Here is a 16,412-nt window from a genome sequence, read left to right as displayed (position 1 = left end):
ATGGGTGGGAGAAGGTCAACGCACGATTGTGCCGGCGCCGTCCTGCCGCTTCAATGCGCACAGCCGGCTCCACAGACCATCGATCTCGGCCAGCAGTTCGGGGCCGGGCAGGCCGGCGGCCTGTTCGCGCGCCATCACCATCAGGTCGACCGGCGGCAACTGCGCGCGTGCGCGGCGGAACGATTCGCGCAGCAGACGCTTGATGCGGTTGCGCTCGACGGCGCGCTTGGACACGCGCTTGGAAATGGCCAGGCCGAGCCGGGCGTGGTCCAGCCCGTTCGGACGGTAGCGCACAGAAAAACAGCGGCCGCCGAGGCGACCGCTGACATGACGCAGGGCGGCGAAGTCGGCGGCGCGGCGAAGCCGCGCATCGCGCGGCAGGCCGGCGGCACGCATGACCCGCGTGCCGCTTACGGGATCAGGTGCTTGCGGCCCTTGGCGCGGCGCGCGTTCAGGATCTTGCGGCCGTCGGCGGTGGCCATGCGGGCACGGAAGCCGTGGGTGCGGGCGCGCTTGAGCTTGCTGGGCTGGTAGGTCCGCTTCATGGCTTGCTCCAGAGAAGGGTATGTGGATAAAAAGGTTGGAAATTATGCGGTGCCGGCGAGGCACCTGTCAAACCGCCGCCGGTGCGGCGGCGGGCCGCGGGCCTCCCGGCCTGTGGACAGCGGTGTGGATATCCTGGGCGTATGGCAGGCGGCATGCTGCTAGACTTGCCGGTCCACCCCGCGCGACAAGCGCCCCTGCTGTGGTTGAAGAGTATCCATGAGTGATCTGTGGCGGCGCTGTCTGGAGCGTCTCGAGAGCGAGTTGAGCGCCGAAGACGTGCATACCTGGCTGATGCCGTTGCAGGCGCGCGACGACGAGGCCGGCCTGCAGCTGTTCGCGCCCAATCCGTACACCCTGGATACCGTGCGCGAACGCTACCTGGCGCGTATCGAGGCGGTACTCGCCCTGCTCGCCGGACATGCCCTGCCGGTGCGGCTGGAAGTGGGCTCCAGCGCGCCGCGCGCGACGCCGCCGGGCGGCAAGGCGGCGCCCGCCGCCCGGGCAGGCGTTCCCGGCGGCGCGGTCGCCGAACCCGCGGCGGTCCCTGCGGCCTTCCCGCACAACCTGGACCCGCACTACACCTTCGAGACCTTCGTCGAGGGCAAGTCCAACCAGCTCGGCAAGGCCGCCGCCATGCAGGTGGCGATGAACCCGGGCCGCGCCTACAACCCGCTGCTGCTGTACGGCGGCACCGGCCTGGGCAAGACCCACCTGATGCATGCGGCCGGCAACCTGATGCGCGAGCGCAACCCGCACTGCAAGGTGATGTACCTGCGTTCGGAGCAGTTCGTGGGCGCGATGATCGAGGCCTTGCGCACCAAGAACATGGACCAGTTCAAGCAGCGTTTCCGCTCGGTGGACGCGCTGCTGATCGACGACATCCAGTTCTTCGCCGGCAAGGACACCACGCAGGAGGAGTTCTTCCATACCTTCAATGCGTTGTTCGAGTCCAAGCAGCAGATCATCCTGACCTGCGACCGCTATCCGAAGGAAGTGGACAAGCTCGAGCCGCGGCTGAAGTCGCGCCTGGGCTGGGGCCTGTCGGTGGCGATCGAGCCGCCGGACTTCGAGACGCGCGCGGCGATCCTGCTGTCCAAGGCCCACGACAAGGGCGTGGCGGTGGGCGAGAACGTGGCGATGCTGCTGGCCAAGCGCATCCGCTCCAACGTGCGCGACCTCGAGGGGGCGCTGAACACGCTGGCGGCGCGGGCGAACTTCTACGGCAAGCCGATCACCATCGACTTCGCCGAGGAGACCCTGCGCGACCTGCTCGCCACGCACGCGCAGGCCGTCACGGTGCCGAACATCCAGAAGATCGTCGCCGAGTACTTCAACATCCGCCTGCAGGATCTGCTGTCCAAGCGGCGCGTGCGTTCGCTGGCGCGGCCGCGGCAGATCGCGATGGCGCTGTCCAAGGAGCTGACCGAGCACAGCCTGCCGGAAATCGGCGACGCCTTCGGCGGGCGCGACCACACCACCGTGCTGCACGCCTGCCGCACCATCAAGAAGCTGTGCGAGACGGATACGCGGATGCGCCAGGACTGGGAGCAGCTCATCCGCGTCCTGACCGGCTGATTTCGGCTCCGGCGGCGGCAACCGCTTGAAAAGCACCGGGGTAAGCTGTGGATAATAGGTGGATGGCTTGAAGCCGTGACTTATCCACAATCGGCCCACAGCAAGCCATGCCCTTCAGGCACACCCAGGAAATCATGAAATCCATTGATTATAAACGGAAATTTTGATTTTTTGAGTTATCCACGGCACCAACAACCACTACCTAACTTCTTTTAAAAAACAGAACAGCAGTAAAGGAAGCACAGACCATGCAATTCAGCATCCAACGCGAAGTTCTGCTCAAACCCCTGCAGCAAGTGGTTGGTGTCGTCGAACGCCGGCAGACGCTTCCTGTGCTGGCGAACCTGCTGGTGCGCATCGCCGACGGCAAACTGACCTTCACCGGCACCGACCTGGAAGTGGAGATGGTGGCCACGACCGCGGCCGAGCAGTTGGCCGACGGCGAGATCACGATTCCCGCACGCAAGCTGTTCGACATCGTGCGCGCACTGCCCGATGGTGTGCGCATCGACCTCAAGCTCAACGGCGACCGTGTCGCCCTGCACGCCGGTCGCAGCCGCTTCACCCTGGCGACCCTGCCGGCCAGCGAGTTCCCGACCATCGACGAGATCGAACTGGTCGAGCGCGTAAGCCTGCCGGAAGAAGTCCTGCGCGACCTGATGGAGCGCACCGCCTTCGCCATGGCCAACCAGGACGTGCGCTACTACTTGAACGGCATGCTGCTGGACCTGCAGGAGCACACCCTGCGTTGCGTGGCGACCGACGGCCATCGCCTGGCACTGAAGGAAACCCAGCTCGAAAGCTCGGTGGCCGCACGCCGCCAGATCATCATCCCGCGCAAGGGCGTGAACGAGCTGATCGGCCTGTTCGAGACCGGCGACGGCCAGATCGAGCTGGAATTCGGCCGCAACCACCTGCGTGTACGGCGCGGCGACGTGGTGTTCACCTCCAAGCTGATCGATGGCCGCTTCCCGGACTACGAGGCGGTGATCCCGCTGGGCGCCGACAAGCAGGCCACGCTGGACCGCGAGGTGCTGCGCGGCGCCCTGCAGCGTGCGGCGATCCTTTCCAACGAGAAGTACCGCGGCGTGAAGCTGGAACTCTCGCCGGGCAGGCTGAAGATCGTGGCGCACAACCCCGAGCAGGAAGAAGCCGTGGAGGAGGTCGAGGCCGACACCGGCGTTTCCGACCTGGCCGTGGGCTTCAACGTGGGCTACCTGCTGGACGCGCTGGCGGCACTGCGGGGCGAGAAGGCTCGCCTGAACCTGCGCGATGCCCAGTCGAGCTGCCTGGTGCAGGAAGACGACAACGACCAGGCCCGCCACGTCATCATGCCCCTGCGGCTCTGACCCGGATGCGCGTGGCTGACGCCACAGCCTGGATGGAACGGCAACGCCGGAGATGTCGCAAGACGCTCCGGCGTTGTCCGTTGTGGACCGCATGAGGCTGCTCCGCTTACAGGTGCAGCACCTGCGCAGCCTGGTCGAGGTGAAGCTGGAACTGGCACCGGGCATCAACCTGTTCGTCGGCGCGAACGGCGCCGGTAAGACCAGCCTGCTGGAGGCGGCCTTCCTGCTTTCGCATGGACGTTCGTTCCGTAGCGGCGCGAAGGATGCCTTGTTGCAACGTGGCGCCAGCAGCCTGTCGATCTTCGCCGAATTGCAGGGGATCGACGGGCAGGCGCATCGCCTGGGACTGGGCAGGGAAGGTGGCCGGTGGACCGCACGACTCGATCATGCCGCAGTCACGGTGGGCGACCTGGTAACGCATTGCGCGGTGACCTGCTTCGAACCCGGCTCGCATGCCCTGATCGCGGGTGGAGCAGAGGAACGACGCCGGTACCTCGATTGGGGCGTGTTCCACGTGGAACACGCCTTCCTGTCGGCATGGCGACGCTACCAGCGTGCGTTGAAGCAGCGGAACAGCCTGTTGCGCTCGCTGGCGGGTCCGGCCGATCCCGGCCTGTTCCAGCCCTGGGAGCATGAGCTGGCCCAGTGCGCCGCGCTTATCGATGTGCAGCGCGCGCATTATCTTGCCCGACTGCGTCCGTTCCTTGCGGCCAGCATGGGTCAGTTGTTGCCGGAACTCGGTGCCGTCGAATTGCGTTACCGCCGTGGCTGGCCCGACGACGAGGCGCTGGATGACTTGCTGCATGCGCAGCGCGGCAGGGATCTGGCGCGTGGGCACACCTCGCAGGGAGCCCACCGCGCCGACTGGTCGGTGAGCTTCGAGCAGGCCCCCCAGCGCGAGCACCTGTCACGAGGGCAGGAGAAGCTGGTGGCCCTGGGCTGCGTGCTGGCGCAGGCTTCGCTGTATGCGGAACTGCGCGGGGAGTGGCCGGTGATCTGCCTGGACGACCTCGCCTCGGAACTGGACGTCGCCCATCAGGCGGCCGTGGTCGAGCATCTCCGGCTCGCCCAGGCCCAGGTCCTGCTGACCGGCACCGAGGTTCCCCTGGCCATCGGTGACACCCCGGCCACCGTGTTCCACGTGGAACAGGGCCAGGCGACACCCCTGCTATAATCGAAAGGATGCCTGCCCGCAGGCATCACCTCGCCCGGCGCCCATGACGCCAAGCCGGGCAGGCCGTCGGCGTCGAACATGGTCAACGCATGAACGCATCCTACGATTCGAGCAACATCAAGGTTTTGAAGGGCCTGGAAGCGGTGCGCAAGCGCCCCGGCATGTACATCGGCGATACCGATGACGGCACCGGCCTGCACCACATGGTGTTCGAAGTCGTCGACAACGCGATCGACGAGGCGCTGGCCGGCTATTGCGACCATGTCACCGTCACCATCCTCGAGGACGGCTCGGTCAGCGTCGACGACAACGGCCGCGGTATCCCGGTCGGCATCCACCCGGAGGAGGGCCGCTCCACCGCCGAGGTGGTGATGACCGTGCTGCACGCGGGCGGCAAGTTCGACGACAACTCGTACAAAGTCTCCGGCGGCCTGCATGGCGTGGGCGTGTCGGTGGTCAATGCGCTGTCCTCGCACTTGTGGCTGACCATCCATCGCGACGGCAAGGAGTACCAGCAGGAATACTCGCTGGGCGAGCCGCTGTACCCGCTGAAGGAGGCAGGGCCGTCGAGCCGGCGCGGCACCATCGTGCGCTTCCTGCCCAGCCCGGAAACCTTCTCCAACATCGAATTCCATTACGACATCCTGGCCAAGCGCCTGCGCGAGCTGGCCTTCCTCAATTCCGGTGTCGCCATCGACCTGGTCGACGAACGCGGCGAAGGCCGCCGCGACACCTTCGCCTACGAGGGCGGCATCCGCTCCTTCGTGCAGCACCTGGCGCAGTTGAAGACCGCGCTGCATCCCAACGTGATCAGCCTGTCCGCCGAACAGGACGGCATCACGGTGGAGCTGGCGATGCAGTGGACCGACTCCTACCAGGAGACGATGTTCTGCTTCACCAACAACATCCCGCAGCGCGACGGCGGCACCCATCTCACCGGTTTCCGCGCCGCGCTGACCCGCTCGCTGCAGAACTACATCGAGAAGGAAGGGCTGGCGAAGAACGCCAAGGTGGCGCTGTCCGGCGACGACATGCGCGAGGGCCTGATCGCGGTGCTGTCGGTAAAGGTGCCGGATCCGAAGTTCTCCTCGCAGACCAAGGACAAGCTGGTTTCCTCCGAGGTGAAGACCGCGGTGGAGCAGGCGGTCAACGAGAAGCTCGGCGAGTTCCTGCTGGAGCATCCGAACGAGGCCAAGGCGATCGCCTCCAAGGTGGTCGACGCCGCCCGCGCCCGCGAGGCCGCGCGCAAGGCGCGCGAGATGACCCGCCGCAAGGGCGCGCTGGACATCGCCGGCCTGCCGGGCAAGCTGGCCGACTGCCAGGAGAAGGACCCGGCGCTGTCCGAGCTGTTCCTCGTCGAGGGTGACTCCGCCGGCGGCTCGGCCAAGCAGGGCCGCAACCGCAAGACCCAGGCGGTGCTGCCGCTGAAGGGCAAGATCCTCAACGTCGAGAAGGCGCGCTTCGACAAGATGCTGTCCTCGGCCGAGGTCGGCACGCTGATCACCGCGCTCGGCACCGGCATCGGCAAGGAGGAGTACAACCCGGACAAGCTGCGCTACCACCGCATCATCATCATGACCGACGCGGACGTGGACGGCTCGCACATCCGCACCCTGCTGCTGACCTTCTTCTACCGCCAGATGCCCGAGCTGATCGAGCGCGGCCACGTCTATATCGGCCTGCCGCCGCTGTACAAGATCAAGCAGGGCAAGCAGGAGCTGTACATCAAGGACGACACCGTCCTGAACACCTACCTGATCTCCAGCGCGGTCGACAACGCCGAGCTGGTCTACAGCCCGGAGGCGCCGCCGGTCAGCGGCGAGGCGCTGGAGAAGCTGCTGCGCGACTACCAGGTGGCGGTCGACCAGATCGAGCGCCTGGGCCACCGCTTCGACACCAGCGTGCTCACCGCGCTGCTCGAGCACGAGCCGATCAAGCCGGAACTGTGGGCCGACGCATCCGCGATGCAGGCGTGGCTCGACGGCGCCGCGTTGCGCCTGGCCGCCAGCGGCCTGGGCAAGCCGCGCTACAAGCTTTCGCTGCGTCCCGCACAGGGCGAGCAGCAGGCGGCGATCGAGATCCTGCGCGACCAGCACGGCCTGACCCATACGCTGCTGCTGCCGCAGCCGTTCTTCGCCGGCGCCGAATTCCGGCCGATCCTCAACGTCAGCCAGCAGATCGCCGGGCTGGTCCAGGAGGGTGCGGTGGTACGCCGCGGCAACGCCACGCGCGGCGTCGCCAGCTTCGCCGAGGCGCGCAACTGGCTGCTGGAGGAGGCGAAGAAGGGCCGCACCATCCAGCGCTTCAAGGGCCTTGGCGAAATGAACCCGGAACAGTTGTGGGAGACCACGGTGAACCCGGAGACCCGGCGCATGCTGCAGGTGGGCATCGAGGACGCGTTCGCCGCCGACCAGATGTTCTCCATGCTGATGGGCGAGGCGGTGGAGCCGCGGCGCGATTTCATCGAGGCGAATGCGCTGAAGGTGGCCAACCTGGACATCTGAGGCGGCCAGGCGCGTGCCCCGGTCGTGGGGCATGCGCCTGCCGGCGGGCCGCTTTGCAAGCGTGTAATAACACGCTAATACACTATTAGTAGGGCAAATTCGCGCACCCGCGCGACCACTTTCCTGCGATTCCAGCGGTTTTGTGCTTCACATGATTGCGCGTATGTTGCAAGTCTTTGATTAACAAGAAACTTGCTTGCGGCACTGCGACTTGTTATCCATCGCCGGCTCGGGTTACGCTCAGAAATCCCCCGCACGGCTGTGCGTGAAACCTGACATAGAGGATCGCCATGAAGCATGCCCCACTGATCAAGATGCTGGCCGGCGCGGCACTTGCGCTGACCGTGGCGAGTAGCCCGGCGATCGCGCGCGATACCCCTTCCAAGGACAAGAAGGAATCGCAGTATCCGAACGCGACGCGCACCGAGCCGAAGCTCGACCTGACCAGCGAGAAGGATCAGAAGGCGCTCAACGAAGGCCTCGACGCCGTCAACGAGGGCGACAAGGCGAAGGCGACCCAGATCCTCCAGCCGCTGATCGACAACAGCAAGAGCAAGTACGCCCAGGCGCTGGCCCTGCAGGGCCTGGCCAGCCTGGAGTACAACGACGGCAACGTGAAGGGAGCGATCGAGACCCTGCAGAAGTCGCTGGCGCTCGGCGTGATGCCGAACGACACCTACTTCCAGCTCGAGTACATGCTGGCGCAGTTCCAGCTCGCCGCCGAGCAGTACCAGCCGGCGCTGGACACCATCGCGAAGTGGCGCGCCGAGGGCAAGAAGGAAACCGCCGAGTCGTACGCGCTGGAAGGCAACGCCTACTACCGCCTGGAGAAGTACCCGGAGGCGATCGCCGCGATCAAGAAGGCGCAGTCGCTGACCGACAAGCCGCAGCCCTCCTGGAACCAGATCCTGATGGCCAGCTACGCCGAGTCCGGCCAGGGCGACCAGGCCGCGCAGTTGGCGCAGCAGCAGCTCGCCGCCAATCCGAACGATTCCACCGCGCTGAACAATGCCGTCGCCGTGCTGATGCAGTCGCAGAAGTACCCGCAGGCGATCGAGCTGATGGAGAAGGCGCGCAGCGCCGGCGCGTTCAAGACCGAGAAGGACTACGTGAACCTCGCCAAGCTGTACCTGGTCACCGGCCAGGACAGCGCGGATCCGAAGCCGAACGCGGTCAAGGCCGTGCAGGTGCTCGACGAGGGCATGAGCAAGGGCGCCGTGCCGGCCAACTACGACAACTACAAGCTGCTCGGCGACGCCGCCTACGTGGGCGACAATCCGGCCAAGGCGATCGACTCCTACAAGAAGGCGATGCCGATGGCCAAGGACGGCGAAGCCGCCGTGCGCGCGGGCCAGCTGCTGATCAGCCAGAACAAGTACAGCGAGGCGAAGGGCCTGATCCAGCAGGGCATCGACAAGGGCGTGGCGCACAAGGGCTCGGCCTACATGCTGCTGGCCGAGGCCGAGCGCGGCCTGAAGAACAAGCCAGGCGCGATCGCCGCCATGAAGAAGGCCGCCCAGGACCCCGCCACGTCCGCCAAGGCCAACGCCTGGCTCAAGCAGGCGGGAGCGAAGTAACACACGGCACGGGGCGCTGCAAGGCGACGAATGGACGTCCATTTCGCCGCCATGCAGGTGCTATACAAATGCCAGGTGCTGTTGTACCGTTGAGAACCCTATCCCTTGCACGTGTCCAGTGGCAGATGTCACCCTTTTGGTGAAGTCTGCCGCAGAATGCTGCGACCACGTCATTTCAATTGACTAGCTCCAAGAAAGTGACAGATGGCCTCAAGTAACGATGAAACCGGCCGCGAGCCGTTCAATTGGAAGCGAACCTGGGCGTTGGCGGTAGCCGTCGCACTGCATGCCTTTGCGTTCCTGCTTCTCGTCGCGCCGATGGCGCCGCCGAAGCAGGATGCGAAGAAGCAGGAGCGTATCGTCCAGGTGAACTTCATCGAACCGCCGCCGCCGCCGCCGCCGCCGCCGCCGCCGCCGCCGGAACCGCCGAAGCAGCCGCCGCCGAAGATCATCCAGCAGGTGACGCCGCCGCCGACCCCGCCGCCGCCGGCCCCGCCGCCGGCCGTCGAGGAAGCGACGACCAACCCGATCCCGGCCCCGCCGCCGGCTCCGCCCGCGCCTCCGGCGCCTCCGGCGGACATCACGGCCAGCCAGGACATCAGCTACAACAGCCGCATCCAGCCGCGCTACCCGCCGCAGGCGATCCGCCAGCGCCACGAGGGCACGACGACGCTGCTGATCCTGGTGGGCGTGGATGGCACGCCGAAGGACATCAAGGTCGAGACCTCCAGCGGCTATCGCGAGCTGGATCGTGCGGCCATTGAAGCGGCCCAGAAATGGCGCTTCAATCCGAGTATCAAGAACGGACAGAAGTCTGAGGGTTATGTCCGCGTTCCAGTTGCCTGGAATCTCAATCAGCTGTAATTCCGATTACAGTTAATAAGTTCACGCCTGACACATCTCTAAAGGTAGCGTTATGTTTTTCGAACAGACTCCTGCACCGACCGGCGGCACCTCCAACGCCCAAGCCATGAAGCAGATGGGCTTCGAGGCTCTTCTCCACAACTTCGACTTCCTCGGCTGGGTGGTCTTCATCGTCCTGGTGGTGATGTCGTTCGCCTCCTGGTACTTCATCATCGCCAACGCCATCCGCAACGCCCAGGTGCGTCGTCGCGCCGACAAGGTCATCCAGGGTTTCTGGAACACCGCGTCGACGCAGGACGCGATCCGCGAGCTGGAAGCCCAGCCCAAGGGCGAACCGTTCTCGAAGATCGCCCTGGACGCCGCTTCCGCGGTGGCCCACCACCAGCAGGCTTCGGCCGGCGGCGGCCGCCTGGCCGAGTCGCTGAGCCGCTCGGAGTTCATCGACCGCGCCCTGCGCCAGGCCGTTGCCCGCGAGAGCCTGCGCCTGGAAGGCGGCCTGACCCTGCTCGCCACGGTCGGCTCCTCGGCACCGTTCATCGGTCTGCTCGGTACGGTGTGGGGCATCTACCACGCGCTGATCTCGATCTCCGCGTCCGGCAACGCCTCGATGGAAGCCGTGGCCGGCCCGGTGGGCGAATCGCTGATCATGACCGCGTTCGGTCTGTTCACCGCGATCCCGGCCGTGCTCGCCTACAACTTCTTCAATCGCTCGAACCGCCTCACCTACGCCCAGTTCGACGAATTCGCGCATGACCTGCACGACTTCTTCGCCACCGGCGCGCGCGTCGAAGGCAAGTGAGGGATTGACCCATGGCAATGAGCACCGGAGGCAATTCCGGCGGTCCGATGTCGGAGATCAACGTCACGCCTCTCGTGGACGTGATGCTGGTGCTGCTGATCATCTTCATGATCACCGCGCCGCTGATGTCGCACCGGATCACGGTCGAGCTGCCCCACGCCAACCCGAAGACTCCGGATTCGGGTTACGTGGAACCGATGGATCTGGCCGTCAAGAGCGACGGCACGATGTATCTCAACGACGCGGAAGTGACCGAGGCCGACCTGAAGGCGCAGTTCGCGGTGGCGGCGGCCAAGTCGCCGCAGCCCGAGCTGCAGATCCGCGCGGACAAGGGCATCGAGTGGAAGTACGTCGGCAAGGTGCTCACTGATGCCAAGGGCGCTGGCATGGTCCATGTCGGTTTCATGACGACCGGCAAGGAGTAACGACGATGGCTTTCAGTTCCGGAAATTCCAGCGGCCCGATGGCCGACATCAACGTCACGCCGCTGGTCGACGTGATGCTGGTGCTGCTGATCATCTTCATGATCACGGCGCCGATGCTCACCCACAAGGTGAAGATCGACCTGCCGCAGCCGAATCCGAACATCCAGCAGCCCGACACCCCGCTCGAGCCGATCCGCCTGAAGATCGACCAGGCCGGGGCGATGTACTGGAACGACACGCCGATCGACGAGCTGGGCCTGAAGGCTCAGCTCGCGGTGATTGGCGGCCAGGCCGACGCGGCCAAGCAGCCGGAAGTGCAGATCAGCGCGGCCGACGGTACGGCCTACGAGTCGGTGGCCAAGGTGCTTGCCGATGCGAAGAGCTACGGCCTCACCAAAATCGGTTTCACCGAAGGCCAGTAATCCCGCCATCGCGGTCCGTTCGACGAAAACCCCCGCTCGAAGCGGGGGTTTTCGTTTGCGTGCCGCCGCCGTTGCGGCGGTGGCGGCGAAGTCGCGTACCCTGCGGTCAGCGCAGGATCTGCAGGTAGTTGCGCACGGTGGCGGCGAGCCCGTCGTACAGCGCCTCGCCGATCAGCGCGTGGCCGATCGAGACCTCGGCCAGGCCGGGGATGGCGGCGCGCAGGGTGCCGAGGTTGGCCTGGCTGAGGTCGTGGCCGGCATTCACCGCCAGCCCGGCCTGCTGGGCGCGGCGGGCCGTGTCCACGCACAGGGCCAGGCTGGCGTGGACGTCGCCGGCGGCGAACGCCTCGGCATAGGGGCCGGTGTAGATCTCGATGCGCTCGGCGCCGATCGCCACGGCCCGCTCGAAATCCTGCGGGCCGGCGTCGACGAACAGGCTGACCCGGCAGCCGAGTCCGCGCAGTTCGGCGACCAGCGGGCGCAGCCGCTCGCCATCGCGTTCCAGGTCGAAGCCATGGTCGGAGGTGATCTGGCCGTCGTCGTCCGGCACCAGGGTGACCTGGGTGGGCCGGGTCTCGCGCGCCAGCGCGATCAGGCCGGGATAGGCGCCGCGCGCGGCGGCGAACGGATTGCCTTCGATGTTGTATTCGAGGCGGCCGCGCAGCAGCGCCGCGAGCCGGCGCACGTCGTCCGGCCGCACGTGGCGCTGATCCGGCCGCGGATGCACGGTGATGCCGCCGCAGCCGGCGTCGATGCAGGTCTGTGCGGCGCGGACGATGTCGGGTTCGTTGCCGCCGCGCGAGTTGCGCAGCACGGCGATCTTGTTGAGGTTGACGCTGAGCAGGGTCATCGTGACGACGGGCCATGGTGGGATCGGGGCCACGATCCGTTGCGCGCAAGCGGACCGGGTCGGAAACAGTGCGGCAATCAGTCGGCGGCGGCAAGTGTCCAGCAGCGGACCGGCCGCGCCTCGCCCCGCCAGGCCACGGCGGCCACGTGCTCCGCGTCGGGATGCAGCCGCTGCAACTGCCAGCCGGCCGCATCCTCGCCGTCCAGGCGGCGCAGTTGCAGCGGCTCGTCGCCGCCGGCGATGCTGAGCCGGTGCAGGCCGAAGGCCAGGCCGCGGCCGAGCGCCTTCAGCACGGCTTCCTTGGCGGTCCACAGTTCCAGGAAGGCGTGGCTGCGCAGGTCCGGCGCGAGCGCGGCGAGGCGTTCGGCCTCGGCCGCGTCGAAATAGCGTTGCGCGATCGCCAGGGCGCGCGGCCGTTCGCGCAGGCGCTCCAGGTCGATGCCGGGTGCGAGGCCGCGCGCCAGCGCGATCAGCGCGCGGTCGCCGCTGTGCGACCAGTTGAAGCCGAGCGACCGTGCCTGCGCGTCGTCGAGGCTAGGGCGGCCGTATGCGTTCTCGCGCAGCGCGACCGCCCCGGCCGGCAGGCCGAGATAGGCGGCCAGCATCGCGCGCAACGGCGCGCGGCCCTGCCGATGGTCGTAGGGCAGTTGCCAGACGTGTACCTCGTCATCGCGCAGGCGCTCTGCTACTTTCGCCGGCACATGGCCTTGCGTCGCGGTCATCCGCGCATGGTGCCGGGAACGGGACGATCCGCACAAGCCGATCGCGGCCGCCGGGCCGGGCTGCCTGAGGGAGGGGAACCTTGATCGCCGGCTGGCTGCTGCTGCTCGTCGCGCTGCTCTACGTGGGCCTGCTGTTCGTGGTCGCCTACGCCGGCGACCGCCGGCCGCTGTACCCGCGCCAGCCCCGGCTGCGGCCGCTGGTGTACAGCCTGGCGCTGGCGGTGTACTGCTCGTCGTGGACGTTCTACGGCGCGGTGGGCACGGCGGCGCGCGACGGGCTCGGCTACCTGCCGATCTACCTCGGCCCGGTGCTGCTGTTCGTGTTCGGCTTCGGCCTGCTGCGCCGGCTGGTGCTGGTGGCAGGGCAGCGCAACATCATCTCGATCGCCGATTTCATCGGCGCGCGCTTCGGCCGCTCGCACGGGCTGGCCGCGCTGGTGGCGATCATCGCGGTGACCGCCGTGGTGCCGTACATCGCACTGCAGTTCAAGGCGGTGGCGATGTCGTTCGGCGTGCTCGGCGACGCGCGCATCGCACCGCCTTCGCTCGCCGGCGACAGCGCGCTGTGGTGCGCGCTGCTGCTGGCGGTATTCGCGATCCTGTTCGGCACGCGCAGCATCGACGCCACCGAGCACCACCACGGCATGATGCTGGCGATCGCGCTGGAATCGCTGATCAAGCTGGTGGCGTTCGTGGTGCTGGCCGGCTACGCGCTATGGCGCGGCCCGGGCATGGAACACACCGTACAACTGCCGGCGACGCAGCTCGCGCATGGGACCTCGCCGGGATTCGTGGCGCAGACCCTGCTCGCGTTCTGCGCGATGTTCTGCCTGCCGCGCCAGTTCCAGATCGGCGTGGTGGAGTGCGAAGACCCGCGCGACCTGAGCCGCGCGCGCTGGCTGTTCCCGCTGTACATGGTGCTGATCAGCCTGGCGGTGCTGCCGATCGTCGCCGCCGGCCTCGATCTGCCGCGGGTGCGCGACGGCGCCGCCGACGCGTGGCTGCTGAACCTGCCGCTGGCGCACGGCGACCGCGGCATGGCGGTGCTGGCCTTCATCGGCGGCTTCTCGGCGGCGACCGGCATGGTGATCGTGGCGGCGGTGGCGCTGTCGATCATGATCAGCAACGACCTGGTGATGCCGGCCCTGCTGCGGATCCGCCGGCTGCGGCTGGAACAGCGCGCCGATCTGTCGCAACTGGTGCTGCGCGTGCGCCGCATCGCCATCGTGCTGCTGGCCCTGATGGCCTATGCGTACTACCGCATCGCCGCCGACGCGGAGAACCTGGCCGCGACCGGCCTGCTGGCCTTTGCCGCGGTGGCGCAGTTCGCGCCGGCGATCGTGGCGGCGCTGTACTGGCGCGGGGCCAGCCGCCGCGGCGTGGCGGTGGGGCTGTTCTGCGGCTTCGCGGTGTGGCTGTACACCCTGCTGCTGCCGGCGGTCAGCCGCTCCCGGCATTGGCTGGCCGACGGTCCGCTCGGCATCGACTGGCTGCGCCCGCAGGCGCTGTTCCACCTCAGCGGCTGGGACCCGGTGATGCACGGCACGTTCTGGTCGCTGCTGGCCAACGTGGCCTGCCTGGTGTTCATTTCGCTACGCTTCCGGCCGAGCCTGGAGGAGCGCCTGCACGCGGCGGTGTTCGTCGATCCCTACGCGGTGGGCCGCCAGGGCATCGGCGACTGGCGCGGCCGCGTCTCGGTGGCCGACCTGCGCACGATCGCCACGCGCATCGTCGGCGAGCGCAGCACGCAGCGCGCGTTCGACGACTACGGCCAGCGCCGCGGCAAGCCGCTGCTGCCGGGCGAGGCGGCCGACCGCGCGCTGATCCAGTCGACCGAGCGCCTGCTCGCCGGCGCGGTCGGCGCGGCCAGCGCGCGGCGCATCCTGATGGGCGCGCTGTCGGGTTCGGGCCTGGACATCGCCGAGGCGATGGCGCTGATGGACGAGGCCTCGCAGGAACTGCGCTTCAACCGCGAGCTGCTTTCCACCACGCTGGAGAACGTGTCGCAGGGGATCAGCGTGGTCGATGCGCAGATGCGCCTGGTGGCATGGAACCGGCGCTACCTGGAGCTGTTCGGCTACCCGGACGGCATGGTCTACGTGGGCGTGCCGGTGGCCGACCTGATCCGCTGGAACGCCGAGCACGGCGAATGCGGCCCGGGCGAGGTCGAGGCGCACGTGGCCAAGCGCATCGGCCACATGCAGGCCGGCTCGCCGCACCTGTTCCAGCGCATCCGCCCGGACGGCTCGGTGATCGAGCTGCGCGGCCGCGCGCTGCCCGGCGGCGGCTACGTCACCACCTACAGCGACGTCACCGCCTACAAGCATGCCGAACAGGCGCTGATCGAGGCCAACGAGACCCTGGAGCAGCGCGTGGGGCAGCGCACCGCCGAGCTGAGCGAGGCGCTGGCCGCCACCGCCCAGGCGCAGCGCGTGGCCGAGACCGCCAACGTATCGAAGACGCGCTTCCTCGCCGCGGCCAGCCACGACCTGCTGCAGCCGCTGAACGCGGCGCGGCTGTTCACCGCGGCGCTGCGCCAGCATCCGGGCCTGGACGGCGAGGCGAGCCAGTTGGCCGAGCGCATCGACGCCTCGTTCCGCGCCGCCGAGGACCTCATCGACACCTTGCTGGACACCTCTCGGCTGGACGCCGGCAGCTACCACGCCGACGTCGGCAGCTTCGCCCTGGCCGACCTGTTCGATTCGCTGCGTGCGCAGTTCGCCGTGCTCGCCGAGCAGCGCGGCCTGCGCCTGCGCGTGGCCTCGACCCGCCTGGCGGTGAACAGCGACCCGCAACTGCTGCGCCGGATCGTGCAGAACTTCCTGTCCAACGCGCTGCGCTACACCCGCAGCGGCGGGGTGCTGCTCGGTGCGCGCCGGGTCGGCAACGCGGTGCGCATCGAGGTGTGGGACAGCGGCCCGGGCATCGCGCCAGAGCAGCGTGCGCGCATCTTCGGCGAGTTCCAGCGGCTGGAGCGGCCGTCGCCCTGGGGCGAGAAGGGCCTGGGGCTCGGCCTGTCGATCTGCGAGCGCATCGCCGACATCCTCGGCCACCGGCTGGCGCTGACCTCGCGGGTCGGCCACGGCAGTTGCTTCGCGGTGGTCGTGCCGCGCGCCGAGGCGGGCGTGCCGCGGCGGCGCACCGCAACCTTGCCGACCCAGCTCGAACAGTTGCCGTTGACCGTGTTGTGCCTGGACAACGACGCGGCGATCCTGGACGGCATGCGCGCCCTGCTGCAACGCTGGGGCGTGGACTGCCGCACCGCCGAGGACCTGACCCAGGCACAGGCGGAACTGGGGCGCGGCCCGGTCGACCTGATCCTGGCCGACTACCACCTGGCCGACGACATGGACGGCCTGCAGGCGCTCGAACACCTGCGCCGCGTACTGGGCCGGCTGCCGCCGGTGGCGATGATCACCGCCGACGGCAGCAGCGAACTGAAGCAGCGCGCGCGAGAGCTGGGCTATCCGCTGCTGCACAAGCCGGTGCGCCCGGCGGCCCTGCGCGCCCTGCTCAGCGCGCGCCTGCGCAAGTCGGCGTCCTGACGCCGGCGGCTTGACGCGCCACCGGCGCCTCGACGTATGCTCGGGCGCGACAGGGGACAA

At 67.8% G+C, this 16,412-nt stretch carries 14 protein-coding genes; 10 read left to right on the top strand and 4 right to left on the bottom strand.

From position 1 onward, the window contains the following. Positions 1–15: 15 nt before the first annotated feature. Positions 16–396, bottom strand: coding sequence for a ribonuclease P protein component (rnpA, locus tag ASG87_RS02575; protein ID WP_082582708.1), 381 nt, complete (start codon positions 394–396; stop codon positions 16–18). 14 nt (positions 397–410) lie between these two features. Then, complete coding sequence (gene rpmH, locus ASG87_RS02570; protein WP_056000379.1) at positions 411–545, bottom strand: 50S ribosomal protein L34; 135 nt, start codon at positions 543–545, stop codon at positions 411–413. Positions 546–762: 217 nt separating this feature from the next. On the opposite strand from rpmH, the gene dnaA reads away from it, so the two are divergent. From dnaA to ASG87_RS02525, 9 genes are all read left to right on the top strand, one after another. Next, complete coding sequence (gene dnaA / locus ASG87_RS02565) at positions 763–2,121, top strand: chromosomal replication initiator protein DnaA (protein ID WP_056000376.1); 1,359 nt, start codon at positions 763–765, stop codon at positions 2,119–2,121. Between the two features lie 248 nt (positions 2,122–2,369). Further along, positions 2,370–3,470, top strand: coding sequence for a DNA polymerase III subunit beta (gene dnaN / locus ASG87_RS02560; RefSeq protein ID WP_056000373.1), 1,101 nt, complete (start codon positions 2,370–2,372; stop codon positions 3,468–3,470). A 91-nt stretch (positions 3,471–3,561) separates the two neighbouring features. Then, entirely contained in the window at positions 3,562–4,644 is a 1,083-nt protein-coding gene (recF, locus tag ASG87_RS02555) for a DNA replication/repair protein RecF (protein ID WP_056000503.1), read from the top strand. Positions 4,645–4,733: 89 nt separating this feature from the next. Continuing rightward, a complete protein-coding gene (gene gyrB / locus ASG87_RS02550; RefSeq protein WP_056000370.1) occupies positions 4,734–7,148 on the top strand; it encodes a DNA topoisomerase (ATP-hydrolyzing) subunit B in 2,415 nt (804 codons plus the stop codon). Positions 7,149–7,438: 290 nt separating this feature from the next. After that, complete coding sequence (locus ASG87_RS02545) at positions 7,439–8,725, top strand: tetratricopeptide repeat protein (protein WP_200948975.1); 1,287 nt, start codon at positions 7,439–7,441, stop codon at positions 8,723–8,725. A gap of 204 nt (positions 8,726–8,929) precedes the next feature. Beyond that, entirely contained in the window at positions 8,930–9,589 is a 660-nt protein-coding gene (locus tag ASG87_RS02540) for an energy transducer TonB (RefSeq protein WP_056000367.1), read from the top strand. Between the two features lie 52 nt (positions 9,590–9,641). After that, entirely contained in the window at positions 9,642–10,388 is a 747-nt protein-coding gene (locus ASG87_RS02535; RefSeq protein WP_056000364.1) for a MotA/TolQ/ExbB proton channel family protein, read from the top strand. Positions 10,389–10,399: 11 nt separating this feature from the next. Further along, positions 10,400–10,813 (top strand): biopolymer transporter ExbD, encoded by a 414-nt coding sequence (locus tag ASG87_RS02530; RefSeq protein WP_056000360.1) that lies wholly within the window; start codon positions 10,400–10,402, stop codon positions 10,811–10,813. Between the two features lie 5 nt (positions 10,814–10,818). Beyond that, on the top strand, positions 10,819–11,235 hold the full coding sequence (locus tag ASG87_RS02525; RefSeq protein WP_056000357.1) for a biopolymer transporter ExbD: 417 nt from the start codon (positions 10,819–10,821) through the stop codon (positions 11,233–11,235). A gap of 106 nt (positions 11,236–11,341) precedes the next feature. On the opposite strand, the gene ASG87_RS02520 is transcribed toward ASG87_RS02525, so the two are convergent. Both ASG87_RS02520 and ASG87_RS02515 read right to left on the bottom strand, forming a co-directional pair. After that, on the bottom strand, positions 11,342–12,085 hold the full coding sequence (locus tag ASG87_RS02520; protein ID WP_056000354.1) for a pyridoxine 5'-phosphate synthase: 744 nt from the start codon (positions 12,083–12,085) through the stop codon (positions 11,342–11,344). 77 nt (positions 12,086–12,162) lie between these two features. Then, on the bottom strand, positions 12,163–12,807 hold the full coding sequence (locus ASG87_RS02515; protein ID WP_056000349.1) for a 4'-phosphopantetheinyl transferase superfamily protein: 645 nt from the start codon (positions 12,805–12,807) through the stop codon (positions 12,163–12,165). 80 nt (positions 12,808–12,887) lie between these two features. Here ASG87_RS02515 and ASG87_RS02510 point away from each other — a divergent pair, with 80 nt between their 5' ends. Continuing rightward, positions 12,888–16,352 carry a PAS domain-containing hybrid sensor histidine kinase/response regulator gene (locus ASG87_RS02510; RefSeq protein WP_200948974.1) on the top strand — a complete coding sequence of 1,155 codons (3,465 nt, stop codon included), beginning with the start codon at positions 12,888–12,890 and terminating at the stop codon, positions 16,350–16,352. The last annotated feature ends 60 nt before the right edge of the window (positions 16,353–16,412 follow it).

It is taken from the genome of Frateuria sp. Soil773 (genome assembly GCF_001428405.1).
Lineage (GTDB): Bacteria > Pseudomonadota > Gammaproteobacteria > Xanthomonadales > Rhodanobacteraceae > LMSL01.
Note: the sequence above shows the minus strand (reverse complement) of the source record. Positions and strands in the feature narration are given on the sequence as shown.

Bases quoted from the DNA above. Each gene is read 5' to 3' on its own strand.
- ASG87_RS02520 (WP_056000354.1), bottom strand. From the start codon at position 12,085: ATGACCCTGCTCAGCGTCAACCTCAACAAGATCGCCGTGCTGCGCAAC.
- dnaN (WP_056000373.1), top strand. From the start codon at position 2,370: ATGCAATTCAGCATCCAACGCGAAGTTCTGCTCAAACCCCTGCAGCAA.
- gyrB (WP_056000370.1), top strand. From the start codon at position 4,734: ATGAACGCATCCTACGATTCGAGCAACATCAAGGTTTTGAAGGGCCTG.
- ASG87_RS02525 (WP_056000357.1), top strand. From the start codon at position 10,819: ATGGCTTTCAGTTCCGGAAATTCCAGCGGCCCGATGGCCGACATCAAC.
- ASG87_RS02515 (WP_056000349.1), bottom strand. From the start codon at position 12,807: ATGACCGCGACGCAAGGCCATGTGCCGGCGAAAGTAGCAGAGCGCCTG.
- ASG87_RS02535 (WP_056000364.1), top strand. From the start codon at position 9,642: ATGTTTTTCGAACAGACTCCTGCACCGACCGGCGGCACCTCCAACGCC.
- rnpA (WP_082582708.1), bottom strand. From the start codon at position 396: ATGCGTGCCGCCGGCCTGCCGCGCGATGCGCGGCTTCGCCGCGCCGCC.
- ASG87_RS02545 (WP_200948975.1), top strand. From the start codon at position 7,439: ATGAAGCATGCCCCACTGATCAAGATGCTGGCCGGCGCGGCACTTGCG.
- ASG87_RS02540 (WP_056000367.1), top strand. From the start codon at position 8,930: ATGGCCTCAAGTAACGATGAAACCGGCCGCGAGCCGTTCAATTGGAAG.
- ASG87_RS02530 (WP_056000360.1), top strand. From the start codon at position 10,400: ATGGCAATGAGCACCGGAGGCAATTCCGGCGGTCCGATGTCGGAGATC.
- dnaA (WP_056000376.1), top strand. From the start codon at position 763: ATGAGTGATCTGTGGCGGCGCTGTCTGGAGCGTCTCGAGAGCGAGTTG.
- recF (WP_056000503.1), top strand. From the start codon at position 3,562: ATGAGGCTGCTCCGCTTACAGGTGCAGCACCTGCGCAGCCTGGTCGAG.
- rpmH (WP_056000379.1), bottom strand. From the start codon at position 545: ATGAAGCGGACCTACCAGCCCAGCAAGCTCAAGCGCGCCCGCACCCAC.